General features: G+C 66.6%; 22 protein-coding genes. 14 read left to right on the forward strand and 8 right to left on the reverse strand.

The annotated features are described in order from the left end of the window. The first annotated feature begins 52 nt into the window (after positions 1-52). Complete coding sequence (locus tag ACEN9H_RS14660; RefSeq protein ID WP_413675351.1) at positions 53-415, forward strand: response regulator; 363 nt, start codon at positions 53-55, stop codon at positions 413-415. Next, positions 412-837, forward strand: a complete 426-nt coding sequence (locus tag ACEN9H_RS14665; protein WP_413675352.1) for an NUDIX hydrolase — start codon at positions 412-414, stop codon at positions 835-837. The genes ACEN9H_RS14660 and ACEN9H_RS14665 overlap by 4 nt, the downstream gene beginning before the upstream one ends. On the opposite strand, the gene ACEN9H_RS14670 is transcribed toward ACEN9H_RS14665, so the two are convergent. Then, complete coding sequence (locus tag ACEN9H_RS14670) at positions 820-3,222, reverse strand: ATP-binding protein (protein ID WP_413675353.1); 2,403 nt, start codon at positions 3,220-3,222, stop codon at positions 820-822. The genes ACEN9H_RS14665 and ACEN9H_RS14670 overlap by 18 nt on opposite strands. Positions 3,223-3,356: 134 nt before the next feature. On the opposite strand from ACEN9H_RS14670, the gene ACEN9H_RS14675 reads away from it, so the two are divergent. Next, complete coding sequence (locus ACEN9H_RS14675; RefSeq protein WP_413675354.1) at positions 3,357-4,190, forward strand: phytanoyl-CoA dioxygenase family protein; 834 nt, start codon at positions 3,357-3,359, stop codon at positions 4,188-4,190. Here ACEN9H_RS14675 and ACEN9H_RS14680 read toward each other — a convergent pair. From ACEN9H_RS14680 to ACEN9H_RS14695, 4 genes are all read right to left on the reverse strand, one after another. Then, positions 4,180-4,386, reverse strand: coding sequence for a hypothetical protein (locus ACEN9H_RS14680; RefSeq protein ID WP_052170256.1), 207 nt, complete (start codon positions 4,384-4,386; stop codon positions 4,180-4,182). The two genes, ACEN9H_RS14675 and ACEN9H_RS14680, sit on opposite strands and share 11 nt — an antisense overlap. Positions 4,387-4,449: 63 nt before the next feature. Then, positions 4,450-4,722, reverse strand: a complete 273-nt coding sequence (locus ACEN9H_RS14685) for a DUF5985 family protein (RefSeq protein WP_056132749.1) — start codon at positions 4,720-4,722, stop codon at positions 4,450-4,452. Between the two features lies 1 nt (position 4,723). Beyond that, positions 4,724-4,984: a DUF5985 family protein gene (locus tag ACEN9H_RS14690; protein WP_229502146.1), complete on the reverse strand. Its 261-nt coding sequence runs from the start codon at positions 4,982-4,984 to the stop codon at positions 4,724-4,726. Further along, complete coding sequence (locus ACEN9H_RS14695) at positions 4,981-5,367, reverse strand: hypothetical protein (protein ID WP_371765676.1); 387 nt, start codon at positions 5,365-5,367, stop codon at positions 4,981-4,983. Before ACEN9H_RS14695 ends, ACEN9H_RS14690 begins: the two co-directional genes overlap by 4 nt. A 173-nt stretch (positions 5,368-5,540) precedes the next feature. Between ACEN9H_RS14695 and ACEN9H_RS14700 the strand changes: the two genes are divergently transcribed. Together ACEN9H_RS14700 and ACEN9H_RS14705 are read left to right on the forward strand one after the other, a co-directional pair. Beyond that, positions 5,541-6,380: a DNA/RNA non-specific endonuclease gene (locus ACEN9H_RS14700; RefSeq protein ID WP_413675355.1), complete on the forward strand. Its 840-nt coding sequence runs from the start codon at positions 5,541-5,543 to the stop codon at positions 6,378-6,380. Positions 6,381-6,394: 14 nt separating this feature from the next. Beyond that, the gene (locus ACEN9H_RS14705) at positions 6,395-6,643 is read left to right on the forward strand and encodes a hypothetical protein (RefSeq protein ID WP_056132739.1); all 249 of its coding nucleotides are present in this window, start codon (positions 6,395-6,397) and stop codon (positions 6,641-6,643) included. Between the two features lie 88 nt (positions 6,644-6,731). On the opposite strand, the gene ACEN9H_RS14710 is transcribed toward ACEN9H_RS14705, so the two are convergent. After that, the gene (locus ACEN9H_RS14710; RefSeq protein WP_413675356.1) at positions 6,732-6,923 is read right to left on the reverse strand and encodes a hypothetical protein; all 192 of its coding nucleotides are present in this window, start codon (positions 6,921-6,923) and stop codon (positions 6,732-6,734) included. On the opposite strand from ACEN9H_RS14710, the gene ACEN9H_RS14715 reads away from it, so the two are divergent. Continuing rightward, entirely contained in the window at positions 6,922-9,132 is a 2,211-nt protein-coding gene (locus ACEN9H_RS14715) for a hypothetical protein (RefSeq protein ID WP_413675357.1), read from the forward strand. The genes ACEN9H_RS14710 and ACEN9H_RS14715 overlap by 2 nt on opposite strands. Before the next feature lie 84 nt (positions 9,133-9,216). Here the strand turns inward: ACEN9H_RS14715 and ACEN9H_RS14720 are convergent, their stop codons facing one another. Next, positions 9,217-10,170, reverse strand: coding sequence for a diguanylate cyclase (locus ACEN9H_RS14720; protein ID WP_413675358.1), 954 nt, complete (start codon positions 10,168-10,170; stop codon positions 9,217-9,219). A gap of 134 nt (positions 10,171-10,304) precedes the next feature. Further along, on the reverse strand, positions 10,305-10,787 hold the full coding sequence (locus tag ACEN9H_RS14725; RefSeq protein WP_056132730.1) for a hypothetical protein: 483 nt from the start codon (positions 10,785-10,787) through the stop codon (positions 10,305-10,307). 201 nt (positions 10,788-10,988) lie between these two features. Here ACEN9H_RS14725 and queE point away from each other — a divergent pair, with 201 nt between their 5' ends. The 8 genes from queE to nadC all read left to right on the forward strand — a co-directional run bounded on the left by queE (position 10,989) and on the right by nadC (position 18,168). Beyond that, positions 10,989-11,624 carry a 7-carboxy-7-deazaguanine synthase gene (gene queE / locus ACEN9H_RS14730; RefSeq protein WP_371765671.1) on the forward strand — a complete coding sequence of 212 codons (636 nt, stop codon included), beginning with the start codon at positions 10,989-10,991 and terminating at the stop codon, positions 11,622-11,624. A 6-nt stretch (positions 11,625-11,630) separates the two neighbouring features. Then, entirely contained in the window at positions 11,631-12,077 is a 447-nt protein-coding gene (queD, locus tag ACEN9H_RS14735) for a 6-carboxytetrahydropterin synthase QueD (RefSeq protein ID WP_056132724.1), read from the forward strand. Beyond that, a complete protein-coding gene (tadA, locus tag ACEN9H_RS14740) occupies positions 12,070-12,546 on the forward strand; it encodes a tRNA adenosine(34) deaminase TadA (protein WP_160410371.1) in 477 nt (158 codons plus the stop codon). The genes queD and tadA overlap by 8 nt, the downstream gene beginning before the upstream one ends. Positions 12,547-12,632: 86 nt before the next feature. Continuing rightward, complete coding sequence (locus ACEN9H_RS14745) at positions 12,633-13,559, forward strand: alpha/beta fold hydrolase (RefSeq protein ID WP_413675359.1); 927 nt, start codon at positions 12,633-12,635, stop codon at positions 13,557-13,559. Then, positions 13,556-14,473, forward strand: coding sequence for a muramoyltetrapeptide carboxypeptidase (ldcA, locus tag ACEN9H_RS14750; protein ID WP_413675360.1), 918 nt, complete (start codon positions 13,556-13,558; stop codon positions 14,471-14,473). Before ACEN9H_RS14745 ends, ldcA begins: the two co-directional genes overlap by 4 nt. Before the next feature lie 64 nt (positions 14,474-14,537). Continuing rightward, positions 14,538-16,139, forward strand: coding sequence for an ABC-F family ATPase (locus ACEN9H_RS14755; protein ID WP_082577083.1), 1,602 nt, complete (start codon positions 14,538-14,540; stop codon positions 16,137-16,139). A gap of 14 nt (positions 16,140-16,153) precedes the next feature. Continuing rightward, positions 16,154-17,296, forward strand: a complete 1,143-nt coding sequence (gene nadA, locus ACEN9H_RS14760; protein ID WP_413675361.1) for a quinolinate synthase NadA — start codon at positions 16,154-16,156, stop codon at positions 17,294-17,296. Further along, positions 17,293-18,168: a carboxylating nicotinate-nucleotide diphosphorylase gene (nadC, locus tag ACEN9H_RS14765; RefSeq protein ID WP_413675362.1), complete on the forward strand. Its 876-nt coding sequence runs from the start codon at positions 17,293-17,295 to the stop codon at positions 18,166-18,168. Before nadA ends, nadC begins: the two co-directional genes overlap by 4 nt. Positions 18,169-18,676 lie beyond the last annotated feature (508 nt).

An 18,676-nucleotide genomic window follows, 5' to 3' on the forward strand; every position in this document is an offset into this window, starting at 1 on the left:
CCTGCGCGCGCCCGGCGACGACGCCCACGCGCGGCCGCCGGCGCCGCTGCGGGTGCTGGTCGTCGACGACAACGCGGATGCGGCCGACAGCCTCGTCGCGCTGCTCGAAGCGCTCGGCCACACGACATCGGTCGCGCGCGACGGCCCGGAAGGCCTCCGCCTGGCGCTCGAGACGCTGCCGGACCTGGTCCTGCTCGACATCGGCCTGCCCGGCATGAGCGGCTACGAGGTGGCGCGCGCGATCCGGCGCAACCAGGGCGTGCGCCAGATCGTCCTCATCGCATTGACGGGCTGGGGCGCCCAGAGCGACCTGCAGCAGTCGCACGAGGCGGGCTTCGACCAGCACCTGACGAAGCCCGTGAGCCTGGAGGCGCTGGAACAGGCGCTGGCCGCCGCCGCGCGCACGCTGCCATGAAGGCCGTCGACGTCTCCTGCGGCACCCTCGTGGTCGACGCCGGCGGCCGCCTGCTGCTGGGGCACGTCACGCACACGCCGCGCTGGGACATCCCGAAGGGCCTGCAGGATCCGGGCGAAACGCTGCTGGACGCGGCCATGCGCGAACTGTTCGAAGAGACGGGCCTCGCCTTCCCGGCCGCCGCCTTCCGCGAGCTGGGCCGCTTCGACTACCGGCGCGACAAGGTGTTGCACCTGTTCCGCGTGGACGTGGGCGAGGCGCTGCCGGACCTGGCGCACCTGGCGTGCACCAGCATGTTCCCGCATCACGCGACGGGCAGGCCGACGCCGGAGATGGATGCCTTCCGCTGGGCCACGCGCGACGAGGTCGCGGCGCTGTGCTGGCCGCGCATGGCCGCGAAGCTGCTAGCGATCGGCTGGTGACGACACGTCTTGCGGGGACGCCTCTTGCGAAGTCGCGCGCCGGGATTCCACGTCGCGCAGCACGGACTCGATCGCCGTCACCGTCGCCGGTTTAGTGAGATGCGCGTCGAACCCGGCCTGCGCGCTGCGCGCGCGGTCGTCCGCGCCGCCCCAGCCGGTCAGCGCGACGAGCATGACCCCGTCGTGGCGCGGCTCGCGCCGCACGGACTGCGCCACCTCGTAGCCGGACAGGCCGGGCATGCCGATGTCGAGGAACACCGCATGCGGCGCCAGGCCGCCTAGCATCCGCAGCGCCTGGTGGCCGTCGTGCGCCACCACGACGTCGTGGCCCATCACGGACAGCAGCGCGGCCAGCGTGTCGGCGGCGTCGCGGTTGTCGTCCACGACAAGCAGGCGCAGCGCCGGAATGCGGCCCGCGTCCAGGCCCGGCGCGCCGGGCGCCGCCTGGTCCGCGCCATGGTCGGCCAGGGGCAGGCGCACCGTAAAGACGCTGCCCGTGCCGGTGCCGGCGCTGGCCGCCTGGATCGTCCCGCCGTGCAGTTCGACGAGGCTTTTCACGAGCGACAGGCCGATCCCGAGGCCGCCCGGCATGTGCCGGGTCGCGTTCGGGATTTGCGTAAACATGCGGAAGACTTCGCCGAGCGCGTCGGGCGGGATGCCGATGCCGTTGTCGGACACGGCGATCAGCGCCTGCTGGCCGTCGCACTCCGCCGCCAGCACGATGTGGCCGCCGCGCGGGGTGTATTTCGCCGCGTTGTTCAGGAGGTTGCTGACGACCTGCGTGATGCGGGTGGCGTCCGCGTGCAGCATCAACGGCTCGCCCGGCAGCCGCACGTCGAGCTGGTGGCGCGCGGCCTCGATCAGCGGCAGGCTCGTTTCAATGGCCGCGTTCAACACGTCCGCCAGCGGCACCAGCGCCGGCTTCAGGTCGACCTGGCCGCGCGTGATGCGGGCCACGTCGAGCAGGTCGTCGACGAGGTGCACGAGGTGGTCGAGCTGGCGGTCCATGATGTCCTGCACGCGCCCGATGGCGGCCGGGTCGGCGCGGGCGCGCCGCATCAGCTGCAGGCCGCTGCGGATGGGCGCCAGCGGATTGCGCAGCTCGTGCGCCAGCGTGGCGAGGAATTCCGTCTTGCGGCGGTCCTGCTCGGCCAGGTCGTCGGCCAGGCGGCGCAGTTCCAGTTCCGTGCGGCGGCGTTCCGTGATGTCGGTGGACAGCACGACCACCTTGCGGCTGCCGGCCGGACCCACGCGCGCCGCGTACACGTCGTACCAGCGGCCCAAGTGCGCCGCCTCGTCGACGAAATGCACCGGCTCGCCCGTCGCCGCGACGCGGCCGTAGGTCTCGAACCAGTGGGCCTCGTGCTGCGGGACGAGCGAGCGCACCGTGCGCCCGACGGCATGGGCCAGCCCCGTGGCCTTCACGAACGCCGGGTTGACCTCGATGAACCGGTAGTCGCTCGGGATGCCCGCATCGTCGTACAGCATCTCGATGACGCACACGCCTTCGTCGATCGCCTCGAACAGCGTGCGGTAGCGTTCCTCGCTCGCCTGCAGCCGCTCCTCCGCCTCTTTCTGCAGCGACGCGTCGATCACGACGCCGCGCATCATCCCGCGCGTGCCGGCATGCCGGTCCAGGTGGCCGCGCGCCAGCACCCAGCGCCACGCGCCGTCCGGCGTACGGACGCGGAACGTGGCATCGTACGGCGTCCCCGTCTCCATGGCGCGGCCGAGCAGGACCTGGGTCGGCGGCACGTCGTCCGGATGGATCGCGGCGAAATACATGGCCACGTCGGCGCCTGGCCCGTCTGCGGGACGCAGGCCGAACATCTCGATCATGCGCGCGTCCCCCCGGACGCGGCCCGTGGCGATGTCCAGCGACCACACGGCCACCTCGGCCGCCGCGATGATGGCCTCCAGACGCGCACGGGTGTCCTGCAGCGCGGTTTCCGCCCGGCGCCGCTCGGCCGCCGTGGCGTAGGCTTCCAGGAAGAAGCGCGCCTTGGCCTTGAGGATCGGGATGGAGACGGGGTCGTGCAGCACGGCCAGCGCGCCGGCGTCGTACAGCGACTCGAGCGTGAACGGCGGGGAGCCGGGCACGCCGTGCGCGATCACGGGCGCCTCCGGCAGCGCGGCGCGCAGGCGGCGCACGCTGTCGAACAGGGCGTCGGCGTTGCCGGAATAGCCGGCCAGGACGAGTGCGAAGCCGGGCAGGTCGTCGCCGTGGCGGGCGTGGGCCAGCGCCTCGTCCAGCGTGCGTGCACGCACGAGGTCGTAGCCCATCTCGGCGGCAACGGTACCAATGGCCGGGTCGGAAACGGGACGGTCGCACAGGAACAGCACGCGTCCCTGCATCCGGCCGCCCACACGGGAAGTGGAAGTCATCGTGGTGCGACTGTAGGAGTTGAGCGCCGCGCTGTCAACAGGACAGCCGGGCGCCGCCCGCCGCCGAACGCCGGTACGATGGCCGCGCGGGCACAACGGCACGACCGGGCCCGCGGTTCAGCGAGGAGATCAGCATGCAAGCATCGAACGAGAGCGCCGGCTACGACGTGGGCGCCATCATGGGCGGCCTGTACGGCGACGGCATCATCGCCTGCAAGGGCGCCTTCAGCGCCGGGTGGGTGGCGCAACTGAAGGAAGACATCGAAACCCTGTTCGCCGAGGCGCGCGCGCGTCCGAACGGCGCCCTCGAACGCGGCCCGTGCCGCTATTACGTCGAGGTGCATCCGGAACGGCTGCGCGGCTTCGTCGAGCTGGCGACGCACCCGTGGGTCGTCGCCGTGTGCCGGGCCGTGCTGGGGCCGGACTACAAGATCGTGGAGGTCGGCTTCGACATTCCGTTCCCGGGCGCCATGCACCAGCCGTGGCACCGCGACTTCCCGTCGCCGCCGGAAACGCTGGTCGGGCGCCGCCTGAATTCACTCGCCTTCAACCTCACGACGGTCGATGTGACGGAAGAGATCGGCCCGTTCGAGATCGCGCCCGGTACCCAATGGGACGACCTCGCCGGCGGCGACCTCATGTTCCCGGACAAGTCGCGCTACCCGCGCTACGAGTCGCGCGCCCAGCGCAAGCTGCCGCAAGTCGGGGACATCTCGGCCCGCTCGGCCCTGACGATCCACCGCGGCACGGCGAACCGCAGCCAGCAGTCGCGGCCCGTGCTCGTGCTGGGCGTCGATGCGCCGGACGGCCGCAACGCCGACAAGCACGACTTGCAGGTGACGCAGGCCTACTGGGATGCGCTGCCGGCCGAGGTGCGCGACCACCTGCGCTGCCGCATCGTGCCGGCGCTGGAAAACATCGAACAGGCCCACGCGATCGAGGGCCTGAAGATGGGGCTTACGGTTTAGGTATGTCCTTCGGCGGCTTGCCGACGCGGCGCAGCTGGTCCGACTGCTGGTCGAGGTTCACTTCCTCGGCCACGTCGTAGCGGCCGTCGTCGGCATCGTCGCCCGGCAACAGCGACTCCGAGCGGTTTTCCGCGCGCTGCTGCTGGCCCGGATCGGCGCGCTGGGCGTTGTCCTTGCGTTTGTCCTGTTCTGTCATGCTGTCCTCCCGCTGTTGGTGTCGGGCCGATTATGGCGCAGGGGAGGGCGGGCCGGGCGCACGCTACTTGCCGTCGCGCCGGCGCGCGGGCAGGTTCTTTTCCAGGATCGCCCACAGGATGAGCCCATACGCCAGCAGGCGCACGAGGTAGTGCAGGGGCGTGTCCTCGGCTTCGTCGAACGTCAGCGCCGACACGATGCGGTGCACGCCCTCAATGCCGAACGACAGGGCGAAGTACAGGAAGAAGCGGTCGCGCGAGCTGCGCCAGAAGCGCAGGAAGAACAGCGCGATCACGAAGGAAGCCATGACGATGGCGCCGGAGATCAGGTTGCTCATGTCATTCTTTCTCGTAGATGAGGCCGTACAGCAGCAGGAGCATGGCCACGAGGGCCGACACCTGGCGCACGGGGAGCAGGTAGATGTCCGGGAACACGACCTTGTCGAGCATGAGGAACACGTTGTTCACGGTCAGCGCCACGAACGACGCGCCGCTCCAGAACAGCAGCCGGTGGCCGGTGCGGCGATAGCTGCCCAGCAGCAGCCAGGCGCACGCCAGCGACGTCAATGTACACAGCGAATAGATGGTAATCGCCATCATGAATCCTTACGCCATTTGAACGCGTCCGCAAATTGCTGGGCCTTGCGGTCGAGTGAAGAGTGGATCAGGTGGGTGACTTCGACGAGGTGCGTCGCATACGCATCGGCCAGGCGGTCGATCCGTTCGCGCAGTCCGGCATCGGCCGGGCCATAGCGGTAGGCGCCGGCTTCCTCGCACGGCACGGCGATCCTGGCCGTGCACAGGTCGGCGAGCAGGTCTTCCGCCGTCTTTTCGCGCACGTACAGCCGCCGCGCCAGCGTATCGCGGCGCCAGGCATGGTCCGGATCGGCGCGCATCAGCAACAGCGCTTCCAGGAAAGGGACCGAGGGGATGCTGGTCAGCACGAAGCGCCGGAGGTCCTCGGGTATGGAGGAATTATCCATCGCCATTTAATTTGGACAAATGTACTTAGCTTTTTGAAACTGGGATTGTATAGCATTCTTTTCGGAAATGCAGATCGATTTCAAGCGTGCGCGGCTATGCACAGAGGAAATCCCTGAGGAAGCGCAAGCGCGCGTCGGCTAAAATGGCGCTATCTTTGATTTGTCTTTTCATCATGTCCAAGAAGTTTGTCACGCCCGCGCTCGTGCTGGCATCGCTGTTATCCCTGGGCGCGTGCAAGCGCGAGGCCACGAACCCGGCGCCGGCCCGCGTCCAGACGGAGGCGCGCGCACCGCAACCGCAATCCTGCGACGACCATTTCGTGGCCGGCCAGGCGCCGCGCATCACGAATCCCAAGCTCGGCAACAAGACGGAAACGCTGTGCTTCAACGTGTTCAGCGTGCTGCACTCGGGGATCACGCGCACGCCATTGTGGTCGGCGGAACACCTGCAGGCAGAGAATATCGCGGCGGCGCAGGAATTGTCGCGCGAAAACTCGTTCCATTCCGAAGCGCGCCTGCCGGCCGGCCAGCGGGCGGAGTTATCGGATTACTCGCGCAGCGGCTACGACCGCGGCCACATGGCCCCGAACGGCGACATGCCGGACCGCGACAGCCAGCGCGACAGCTTCAGCCTCGCCAACATCGTCCCGCAGGACGGCGAGAACAACCGCAACCTGTGGGCCGGCATCGAAGGCGCCGTGCGCAAGATGGCGAAGAAGGAGGGCGACCTGTACGTGGTGACAGGGCCGGCCTTCCTCGGCGCGGACCTGAAGAAGATCGGCAACGTGCTCGTGCCGACCCATTTGTATAAACTCGTGTACAGCCCGCGCCAGCGCGCCGGCGCCGCGTGGTTCGTCGAAAACGCGGCGGATGCGAAGGCGACCGTGATCCCGATCCCGGAGCTCGAACGCATCATCGGCATCAACCTGCTGCCCGCGCTGTCCGACGCCGAGAAGGAACGCGTGCTGGCGCTGCCGGAAGTGCGCGTCAAGCCGTCCCGCAACCGTAAATAGGAATCAGGAATCTTATGACCAAGTTTGCACCCTACGAGAACGAGGCCGACGTTGTCGAGATCGGCAACCTGACGCTCGAGAACCGGCTCGACCGGGTCACGGTGGCGGGCGACGTCGACCTCACGGCCGACAAGGACGGCCTGGCCAAGGCGCGCCTGCTGCACGACCTGGTGGGCCGCATCGTCGCCGGCCTGGAAGCGCGCGACCTGCCGGACCGGCTGCCGCCGCCCGACGTGAAAACGGTCGCCAATCCGTTCGGCTGACAGCCGTACAAGCCGCGCGCCGGTCGGTGCGTGTGCTCACGAAACTCAACGATAATATGGACGAAACGCGGGCCACACGGCCCGTTTTTCATGGGTGCGATACGCATGGGTTGTAGCCGGTCAATGGTGCGCGCAACGCGGCCGCTTTGGAGTAGTCTCGACAAGGAACCGGCGTGAGGAGCTCCACGCGGAAAACGTCGTGCTCGGAGGCGAGCAGGTCGGCGTGGCGCGCTTCGCGGAAGCCGGTGTTTTCTACACCAACACAGCGGAGGAACATCATGCGACACACCCTGGTAGCAGTCTTCGACAACCGAAGCGACGCACAAAGCGCCCTGGACGAATTGCTGGCGTCGGGCTTCTCGCGCACCGATGCGAGCCTCTCGAGCGCCGACCCCACCGGCCAGTCGAACAGCGTCACCGGCGATAACGAGTTGCTGGAGGGCGAACGCGAGGAAGGCTTCGGCGCCTCGATCAAGCATTTCTTCACGGGCCTGTTCGGATCCGACACGAACGAACACGCGATGAAGTACTCGTACGCCGTCACGCGCGGCCATCACGTCCTGACCCTGACGACCGACTCCGAGCCGGAAGTCGAACGGGCCGCCGACATCATCGAGCGCTTCGGCCCCGTCGACATCGACGAGCGCCACGACCAGTGGACGCGCGATCCGGGCAGCGCGGGCGTCCTCGGCGGCGCATCGTCAGGGATGCAGCGATCGGGCAGCCTGTCCGCGCAGTCGGGCAACGTCGGATCGGGCTCCGGCTCGTCCGGTTCGTACCAGGGCACGCCCCCGGGCACGGAACCGGGCTCGCTGCAATTCACGGGCCACGACGACCGCAACTTCTTCGCCACGCAGAACATCAACGACCCGGTCCCCAAAGGCCAGACCTACGAGGAGCCGCAGGGCGCCTCGGAGCAGTCGGGCGGATCGATGGACGGCGCCATCGGCGGCAACACGCTGAGCGGCACCCAGAGCTCGGCGCAGAACCCGGCCACCGGCTCGTCGCTGCAATCGGCGCAGGGCGGCTCGCTGAACCAGAGCGGCTCCACGTTGCAGGGCACCGCATCGATTCCCGGCTCGGACGACACGTCGCTGGGCGGCACGGCCCGCGTCGGCAGCTCCATGCAGCGCGATACGGGCGGGTCGGTCGCGCGCGGGAACGTGCGCGTGTTCTCGCATGACGGCGGCACGGGCGATACGTACGACGATACCTACCGTAACCACTGGAACGACAATTACTCGAGCCTGGGCGGCAGCTACGACGACTATGCACCCGCGTACCGCTACGGCAGCGACATGCGCCGCGACGCGACTTACCGCAACCGCGCATGGGACGACGTCGAACCGGACCTGCGCACCGACTGGGAAGCGCGCCATCCGGGCGAGTCGACATGGGAGAAATTCAAGGCAGCCGTCCGCCATGGCTGGGACAGGATCACCCCGGACCTGAACACGGACGACTGGTACCACGCGGACTGGCACGACAACTATTCGAGCCTGGGCGGCGGCTACGCCGACTACGAGCCGGCCTACCGCTACGGCACGGAAATGCGTTCGAGCGCCAGATACCGCGACCGCTCGTGGGACGAGGTGGAGTCGGACCTGCGCAGCGACTGGGAATCGCGTCATCCAGGCGAGTCCACGTGGGAGAAATTCAAGGCCGCCGTGCGCCGCGGCTGGGACAAGATCACCCCGGACATCGATAGCGACAGCTATTACCGCAGCCACTGGAATGCGCGGTACTCGAACGCGGACGATTCCTATGACGACTACCTGCCGGCCTACCGCTACGGCAACGAAGCGCGCCGCCTGCAACAATACCGCAGCCGCCACTGGGACGACGTGCAATCCGACCTGAAATCGGACTGGGACTCGCGCTACACGACGGGCGGGTCGACTTGGGAGAAGTTCAAGGACGCCGTGCGCCATGGCTGGGACAAGATCACCCCGGACATGGACGACGACTCGACCTACTACCATACGCACTACGAGTCGACCTACGCCGCCAGCGGCACGGACTTCAACGATGTCGCGCCGGCCTATCGCTACGGCAACGAGATGCGCAGCAGCGACACCTATCGCGACCGCGACTGGGACGACGTCGAGCACGACCTCAAGAAGGACTGGCACAGCAAGTATGGCACGGACAACGAACCGTCCGCGTGGGAACGCATCAAGGCGGCGGTCCGCCACGGCTGGGAACGCATGACGGGCGAGACGGCGTCCACGGATGACGACAGCCATTACCGCACGCACTGGACGAACACGTACAAGCCGGGCGGCACGAGCTACGACGACCTGGCGCCGGCCTACCGTTACGGCGCCCAGATGCGCAATGACGTCCGCTATCGCAACCGGGACTGGTCGGACGTCGAGAACGACCTGCGGGCCGACTGGGATACGCGCTACGGCAAGGATGGCGCGTCGACCTGGGAAAAGATGAAGGCCGCGGTGCGGCACGGGTGGGATAGGGCAACCATCGGCTGACCGTCGTCCCCGCGGAGGCGGGGCCCATGCCGAGTCGAACGAGATACTCGGCATGGATCCCCGCTTTCCCGGGAACGACGTGGCTCATGCCGGTTCGGTGAGGGGCAAACTGATCCGGTTCCGTCCCATATGCTTGGCCCGGTAGAGCGCCGCATCGGCAATGGCGACCAGTTCGCTGGCGCTGTTGTCGGGCGACGCGATCGCGGTGGCCGCGCCGATCGACACCGTCACGCGCTGCGCCGGCGCCAGGCGGTTGGGGACTTGCAGTTGTTCGACACGGGTGCGGATGCGTTCGGCGACGCTGGCCGCGCCCTTCAGTGACTGGTTCGGCAGGATCACGGCGAATTCCTCGCCGCCATAGCGCGCCACCAGATCGTTGGCGCGCATTTCGCTGGCAACGGCCGTGGCGATCCGTTTCAGGCATTCGTCGCCGCCCAAATGGCCGTTCGCATCGTTATACGCCTTGAAATTGTCCACATCCACCATCAGCAGCGACAGCGGCTGGCGCTGGCGCAGCGCGCGCGCCCATTCGGCGTGCAGCGTCTCGTCGAAGCAGCGGCGGTTGGCGAGACCCGTGAGGCCGTCGCGCGTGGCGAGTTGTTCGAGTGCGATCTGCGCCAGTTTTTCATCCGTCATGTCGCGCAATGTCTCCACGACGGCGGCCAGCCGGCCGCGTTCGTCGTAGATCGGGCTCGCGTCGGCGGCCAGGTAGCGCCGGCGGCCCATGCGCGGCATGTCGCACCAGCTTTCTGCGGACAGGTGCGGATCATCGGGCAGGCCGATGCGGGGCCGGTGCGCTTCGCCGCCGCGTTCTTCGATCAGGAGGTCGGCGAGGGTGGGGCGGCGCTCCTCGAAGAAACTGCGCCAGTGGTCGCGCGTGCCGATGATGTCGCGCGCGGGAACGCCCGTCAGGCGCTCGCAGGCGCGGTTCCACAGCATCACGCGGGATGTCGTGTCGAGGACGAAAATGGGAATGGCCAGCGTCTCCATCAACTGGTGGGCGAAAGCGCGATCGGCCGGCGCGCCCGAGGAATCCATGAGCCGCTGTATTGTTGTTGTGCTTGTCATGTACCGTCCTTCGGTTCTGATTAGCAATTACTTGCTGACGAGAACCGATTGTGCGCCACGGACAATGGCGTCCCCTTGATTTTTAGCAAGGGTGGACGGGGCTGTTACCCGGGCTCGTCGGCGTGCGCGACGATCGCCTGGGCGACCCGATCGACCCGGGTGCACAATAAATCGATGCGCGATGCGAGGAGCGGATCTTCCAGCGCGTACTGGCGGCGCACCTGCAGCAGCTCGGTCTGGATGGCCACCAGTTGCGCGAGCGGGTCGAGGTTGCCACGGCGGCCGTCCGTCCCCCCGGTCAGGCGTCCCAGCAGCATGTCGGACTCGGCCAGCGCCTGGTCGGCCTGGCTGCGGGCCTTCTGTTCCCGGCACAGCGCGGCTTCCAGGCGCGCGATCTGGTCCTCGTTGTGCATGCGCCGGAACAGCACGGCAAACAGCACGGACAACACGACGAGCACCAGCACACCCAGTTGCAGCCGCTCCGGCACCGCGAGCATGCGGACGTGTTCCGACATTCCGAACCACGCGGTAAGCAACAGCAGGGCCCCGAGCGTGACACGCAGCGACTGGAGCAGCAGGGTTTTCATCACGATCCCTCCGGCGAGGACTAGGACGACTCGATTAGGAACTTTCCGTATCCAAAGGTACGACTTTCCGAATGGCACGTTTTTGCTCGCCATCAATTTTGCCGTCTTTACAGCACTGGGCGTGGGAAATGCGCCTCTTCTGCCACCCGGCCCGGGCGCGGTATAATGGAAGGTTGACGCGAGCCTTACCGGACTTCTACTGTGACTTACAGCATCAAAGAGATCTTCTACACCCTGCAGGGCGAGGGCGCCCATGCGGGCCGCCCGGCCGTGTTCTGCCGCTTTTCCGGCTGTAACCTGTGGACGGGCCGCGAAGCGGACCGTTCCACGGCCGTCTGCCAGTTCTGCGACACGGATTTCGTCGGCACCGACGGCGAACGGGGCGGCAAATTCAAGGATGCCGCAGCCCTCGCCGCGCAAATCGACAGCCTGTGGCCGGAGACTTACCCGGCCAGCAAATACGTTGTTTTCACGGGCGGCGAGCCGCTGCTGCAGCTGGACGCAGCCCTGATCGACGCGATGCACGCCGCCGGCTTCACGATCGCCATCGAAACGAACGGCACCTTGCCCGTGCCGCCGGGCGTGGACTGGATCTGCGTAAGCCCGAAGATGGGTTCGACACTGGTAGTCGCAAAGGGCAACGAACTCAAGGTCGTCATCCCGCAGGCGGGCCAAGACCTGGCCGCGTACGAACACCTGGATTTCGACAACTTCTTCGTGCAGCCGATGGACGGCCCGCTGGCCCAGTTCAACACGCAACTGGCCATCGACACATGCCGCCGCAACCCGAAGTGGAAGCTCAGCCTCCAGACCCATAAACTCCTGAACATTCCCTGAGCACACATGCTGACCATCACCCGCAAGCTGGAATTCGACGCCGGCCACCGCATCCCCGACCATAAAAGCCAGTGCCGCAACCTGCACGGCCACCGCTACACGCTGGAAATCACGCTGACGGGTGCCGTCATCGACGTCGAAGGCAATTCCGACAACGGCATGATCATGGATTTCTCGGACATCAAGGCGCTCGCGAAAGAGCATCTCGTCGACGTCTGGGACCATGCCTTCCTCGTGTACGAGAAGGACGAGGCCGTGCGCGGCTTCCTGGCCAGCCTGCCGAACCATAAAACCGTCGTGATCGATCGCATCCCGACCGTGGAGAACCTCGCGCAGGTGGCCTGGAACATCCTGCAAGCGGCCTATACCGACCGCTACGGCACCGGCCTGCGCCTGCAGAAGCTCGTGCTGCACGAGACGCCGAACTGCTGGGCCGAAATCACGGATGCCTGAAGCGGACGACAATACGTACATGGGCCTGGCCCTGCAGGAGGCCCGCAAGGCCTGGGCGGCGGGCGAGGTGCCCGTGGGCGCCGTCGTCGTGCGCGACGGCGAGATCATCGCCACCGGCTTCAACCAGCCGATCGGCCGCCACGACCCGACCGCGCACGCGGAAATCGTCGCCCTGCGCGCGGCCGCGGACAAGCTCGGCAACTACCGGCTGCCGGGCTGCGAGCTGTACGTGACGCTGGAACCTTGTGCGATGTGCTCGGGCGCGATGATGCACGCGCGCCTGGCGCGGGTCGTGTACGCGGCGCCGGACCCGAAGACAGGCGTGTGCGGCTCGATCCTCGACCTGTTCGCGCTGGAACAACTGAATCACCACACGGACGTCGTTGGCGGCGTGCTGGCCGACGAAGCGAGCGCGATGCTCAAGGGGTTCTTCGCCGAACGCCGTGCGGCCCGGCGCACGCAAGGCTGACGCCACCCGTTTGCCAAAAATGATATGCTGGTTCCAGGCCTTCGCTGCTTTCGGTAGCGGAGGATTTCACGACCCAGCTATCGACAATGCCTAGCCTGAACGCCAACGGGATCCGCATCGCCTTCGACACGGCGGGCGATCCGAAATCCGTACCCCTGCTGCTGGTTTCGGGCCTCGGCCTGCAATTGACGGCCTGGCCGGACGAATTCGTCGAAGGCCTCGTCGAACTGGGCTTTTACGTGATCCGTTTCGATAATCGCGACAGCGGCCTGTCCACCAAGTTCGAACACGCCGGCACGCCCAGCCTCGGGCTCGCCTGGCTGAAGTCGCTGCTGCGCATCCCGCTCAAGCCGCCGTACCGGCTGGAAGACATGGCCGACGATGCGCTCGGCGTGCTGTCCGCGCTGGGCGTCGCCCGCGCCCACGTCGTCGGCATGTCGATGGGCGGCATGGTCGGACAGCTGATGGCGGCAAAGTACCCGTCGCGCGTGCTCAGTCTCACGTCGATCATGTCCAGCAGCGGCCGCCGCGGCCTGCCGGGCCCGACGCAAGCCGCGCGCCGCGCGCTGCTGCGCCGTCCGCGGGGCGCAGGCGACATCGACGCGGCGATCGACTACAACGTGCAACTGCTGCAAGCAATCGGCAGCCCGGCCTATCCGACGCCGGAAAAACACCTGCGCCGGCGCGTCGCCCGCGCGCTGCGCCGCAATTGCTGCCCGGGCGGCGTCGTGCGCCAGATGCTGGCCGTGACGGCCTGCGGCGACCGCACGCCGCAGTTGCAGACGATCGTCGCGCCGACGCTCGTGATCCACGGCGCGGCCGATCCGCTCGTGCCGCTCGCCTGCGGCGTCGACACGGCGCAGGCGATTCCCGGCGCCCGCCTCGAAGTCATCGAGGGCATGGGCCACGACCTGCCGTCCCAGCTGCTGGAGCGGCTCCTCGCCTTGATCGACGCCCATGCCCACGGTAAGATGGCGCCCGACTCGACACCAAGGCTCTTCGTCAAACAGTGACCATCCAAAAACCGGGCATTGCCCTGATCGCGCCGGGCAGCTACGCGCCCGAGCCGGAAGCGATCCCGCGCGGCATCGCGCGCCTCGAAGCCCAGGGCTTCCTGGTCCACAATTACTACAAGCACGAGGAGCGCCACCAGCGCTTCGGGGCGACGGACGCGGAGCGCCTCGCCCAGCTGGAAGCGGCGGCCGCCGACCCGGACGTACAGGTCGTCATGGCCATCCGCGGCGCCTACGGCATGACGCGCCTGCTGCCGCACATCGACTTCGAGCGCATGGCCGCCAGCGGCAAGATCTTCGTCGGCTATTCCGACGTCACGGCATTCCACATGGCGTTGTACGCAAGGACGGGCGCGATCAGCTACGCGGGACCCATGTTCACGGCCGACGTGGGCGCGGCCGAGCCGAACGCATTCACGCTGGACGATTTCTGGCATTGCCTGGCCGGCCCCACGCACACGATCTCCGGCCACGGCGCGGCGAACCCGCGCCTCGACGTGACGGGCACCGTCTGGGGCGGCAACCTGGCGATGATCATGTCGCTGATGGGAACGCCGTACTTCCCGCGCATCGACGGCGGCATCCTGTTCCTGGAGGATATTGCCGAGCATCCGTTCCGGGTGGAGCGCATGTTGCTGCAACTGATGCATGCGGGCGTGCTGGAGAAACAGCGCGCCGTCGTGCTGGGCGATTTCTCCGGCTACCGGCTCGGCACGAACGACAACGGCTACAACTTCGACGAAATGCTGGCCTATGTCCGCGCCACGTTGCCCGTGCCGGTGCTGACGGGGCTGGAATTCGGCCACATCGCGCGCCACGTGACGATCCCGTTCGGGGCGCAGGGGCATTTGCAGTGCGATGGCGAACGCTGGTCGCTGGCGCTGTCCAGATACCCGACACTCAGGACCGCCTGACGCAACGGTCCCCTCACGGTGGTAAAATGTGCGGTTAATTGAATCACCACGCGAAGGTTTCCCAGTGCTCAGTACAGCCAACATCACGATGCAGTTCGGCGCCAAGCCGCTGTTCGAAAACATTTCCGTCAAGTTCGGCGACGGCAACCGTTACGGCCTCATCGGCGCGAACGGTTGCGGCAAGTCGACCTTCATGAAGATCCTCGGCGGCGACCTCGAGCCGTCCGCCGGCAACGTCAGCCTCGACCCGCACGAGCGCCTCGGCAAGCTCCGCCAGGACCAGTTCGCCTACGAAGACGTGCGCGTGCTCGACGTCGTCATGATGGGCCACACGGAATTGTGGGACGCGATCCGCGAACGCGACGCCATCTACGCGAATCCAGAAGCGACCGACGAAGACTACATGAAAGCGGCCGAGCTCGAAGGCAAGGTCGCGGAATACGACGGCTACTCGGCCGAAGCGCGCGCCGGCGAACTGCTGCTGGGCCTGGGCATCGCCACCGACCTGCACCAGGGCCCGATGAGCTCGGTCGCGCCGGGCTGGAAGCTGCGCGTGCTGCTGGCGCAGGCCCTGTTCTCGGATCCGGACATCCTGCTGCTCGACGAACCGACCAACAACCTGGACATCCACACGATCAGCTGGCTGGCCGACATGCTGAACCAGCGGAACTCGACGATGATCATCATCTCGCACGACCGCCACTTCCTGAACTCGGTCTGCACGCACGTCGCCGACATGGACTACGGCACGCTGAAGGTCTACCCGGGCAACTACGACGACTACATGGAAGCGTCGACGCAGGCCCGCAACCAGCAGCTGGCCAACAACGCAAAGGCGAAAGAGAAGGTCGCCGAGCTGCAGGACTTCGTGCGCCGCTTCTCCGCGAACAAGTCCAAGGCCCGCCAGGCCACGTCGCGCGCCAAGATGATCGACAAGATCAAGATCGAGGAATTCAAGCCGTCGTCGCGCGCCTATCCGTTCGTCCGCTTCGAAGGCGAGAAGAAACTGCACCGCCTGGCCGTCGAGACGGAGGGCCTGTCGAAATCGTACGACCGCCAGCTGTTCAAGAATTTCTCGATCATGGTCGAAGCCGGCGAGCGCATCGCCATTATCGGTGCCAACGGTGCCGGTAAGACGACCTTGCTGCGTTGCATCGGCAGCGGCCCGATCACGGGCCTCGATGCCGACACCGGCCGCGTGAAGTGGGCCGAGAACGCGAACCCGGGCTACATGCCGCAGGACCCGACCGAAGAGTTCGCCACGGACCTGAACCTGACCGACTGGATGGGCAAGTGGACGAAGGAAGGCGACGACGACCAGGCCGTGCGCTCGATCCTGGGCCGCCTGCTGTTCGGCGGCGACGAGGTCAAGAAGTCCGTGCGCGTGCTGTCCGGTGGCGAGAAGGGCCGCATGATGTACGGCAAGCTGATGCTGGGCCGCCACAACGTCCTGCTGCTCGACGAACCGACCAACCACATGGACATGGAATCGATCGAGTCGCTGAACATCGCGCTGGATAAATACGCAGGCACCCTCATCTTCGTGTCGCACGACCGCGAGTTCGTGTCATCGCTGGCGACCCGTATCCTGGAAATCAAGGAAGACCGCATCATCGACTTCCAGGGCAATTACGAGGATTACCTGAAGAGCCAGGGTCTCGACTGATTGGAGCTTGCCCCATGAATACCATTGCCCCCGTTAAAGTATTCGAATACGACCGGCCAGTCGGCGGCGTCTGTTCCACTGCCGAGGCCTGGGCCCGCACGCCGTCGCCGCTCGAAGTCGCTGAAAAGACCGCGCTGAAGGAGCGCATCCGCCGCCTGTTGAAGGAGCGCGAAGCCGTCCTCGTCGCGCACTACTACGTCGATGCAGACCTGCAAGACCTCGCCGAGGAAACGGGCGGGTGCGTGTCCGACTCCCTGGAAATGGCGCGCTTCGGCCGCGATCATCCGGCCAAGACGCTCGTCGTGGCCGGCGTGCGCTTCATGGGCGAGACGGCGAAGATCCTGAGCCCGGAAAAGACGATCCTGATGCCGGACCTGGATGCGACCTGCTCGCTGGACCTGGGCTGCCCGGCTGACGAGTTCGCCGCGTTCTGCGACCAGCATCCGGACCGCACGGTCGTCGTCTACGCGAACACCTCCGCCGCCGTGAAGGCGCGCGCGGACTGGATGGTGACGTCGTCGATCGGCCTGGACATCGTCAAGTACCTGCACGACCAGGGCAAGAAGATCCTGTGGGCGCCGGACCGCCACCTCGGCTCGTACATCCAGAAGCAGACGGGCGCCGACATGCTGCTGTGGCAGGGTTCCTGCCTCGTGCACGACGAGTTCAAGGGCATCGAACTGGACCTGCTGCGTGCGGAATATCCGCATGCGAAGGTGCTCGTGCACCCGGAATCGCCGGCCAACGTCGTCGCCCAGGCGGACGTCGTCGGCTCGACCACCCAGCTGATCAACGCGGCGCAGACGATGGACGCGACGCACTTCATCGTCGCCACCGACAACGGCATCCTGCACAAGATGCGCATGGCGGCGCCGGGCAAGACCCTGATCGAAGCCCCGACGGCCGGCAACAGCGCCACCTGCAAGAGCTGCGCGCACTGTCCGTGGATGGCGATGAACGGCCTGCAGAACCTGGCCGACGTGCTGCAAGCCTCCGACAGTAAAAACGAGATCTTCGTCGATCCGGAAATCGGCAAGCAGGCCAAGCGCGCCATCGACCGCATGCTCGACTTCGCCGCCGCCAAGAAGGCGAAGGCACTGCCGACCGGCGCGCTGGAGCAGGAAGCCAACCTCTTCAAAGGAATCGGTCCCGCATGAGCAATCTCCGCAACCCTTACGCTGACGAAGGCCAGTTCGACGACAAGTTGCAGGCCGCATTCGAGCAGAACCTGCTGGCCGCGCTGCTGGAAGACGTCGGCAGTGGCGACCTGACCGGCAAGCTCGTGCCGGAAGCGCCCCGCGCGAAGGCGCGTGTGATCGTGCGCGAGCAGGCCGTCCTGTGCGGCGCGCCGTGGTTCGAAGGCGTCATGCTTGCCGTCGACCAGGACATCGAGATCGACTGGAAATATGCCGAGGGCGACGTGATGGCCGCTGACAGCGTCGTCTGCACGATCGAAGGCTCGCCGCGCTCGCTGCTGACGGCGGAGCGTTCGGCACTGAACTTCCTGCAACTGCTGTCCGGCGTTGCGTCGGCCACGCGCACCTACGTGGACGTCATCGCCGGCACGAAGGCCAAGATTCTCGATACGCGCAAGACATTGCCGGGCCTGCGCCAGGCGCAGAAATACGCGGTGCGCGTCGGCGGCGGCGCGAACCAGCGCATGGCGCTGTACGACGGCATCCTGATCAAGGAAAACCACATCGCGGCCGCGGGTGGCATTACGCCGGCGCTGCAGGCGGCGACGGCGCTGAACGCGGGGGTGTCGATCCAGATCGAGGTGGAGTCGATCGCGGAACTGGAAGAAGCGCTTGCGGCTGGCGCAACGGCGGTGCTGCTCGATAATTTTGACCTGGACATGATGCGCGAAGGCGTGCGCATCAACGAGGGGCGGGCGTTGCTGGAAGCGTCCGGCGGCATCAACATGCAGACGGTTCGGGCGATCGCCGAGACTGGCGTCGACCGGATTTCGATCGGCAGCCTGACCAAGGACGTTAAGGCGACGGACTACTCGCTGCGCATTATTGGCTGAGAGTCCCGAGACCCGTCGTTCCCGCGGAGGCGGGAACCTGGTTTTTGTGACTGACCACGCAAACTTGGGCTCCCGCCTGCGCGGGAGCGACAGTGGTTTTTCGCGTTCCGCACTCGCTGGTCCTCGTCTATTGGGTGAGAGTCTCAAGACCGTCGTTCCCGCGGAGGCGGGAACCCAATTTTTTGTGCCTGATCACGCAAGCTTGGGCTCCCGCCTGCGCGGGAGCGACGGTGTTTTTACGTTCCGCTCTTCGTTCTACGTCCCGCTCTCGCTGGCCCTCGCCTGTTAGGTGAGAGCCCCAAAACGTCGTTCCCGCGGAGGCGGGAACCTGATTTTTTGTGACTGACCACGTAAGCTTGGGCTCCCGCCTGCGCGGGAGCGACGGTGTTTTTACGTTCCGCTCTTCTTTCTACGTTCCGCACTCGCTGGCCCTCGCCTGTTAGGTGAGAGCCCCAAAACGTCGTTCCCGCGGAGGCGGGAACCTGATTTTTTGTGCCTGGCCACGCGA

It is taken from the genome of Massilia cellulosiltytica (genome assembly GCF_047325105.1).
Taxonomy (GTDB): Bacteria; Pseudomonadota; Gammaproteobacteria; order Burkholderiales; family Burkholderiaceae_D; genus Telluria; species Telluria orientalis.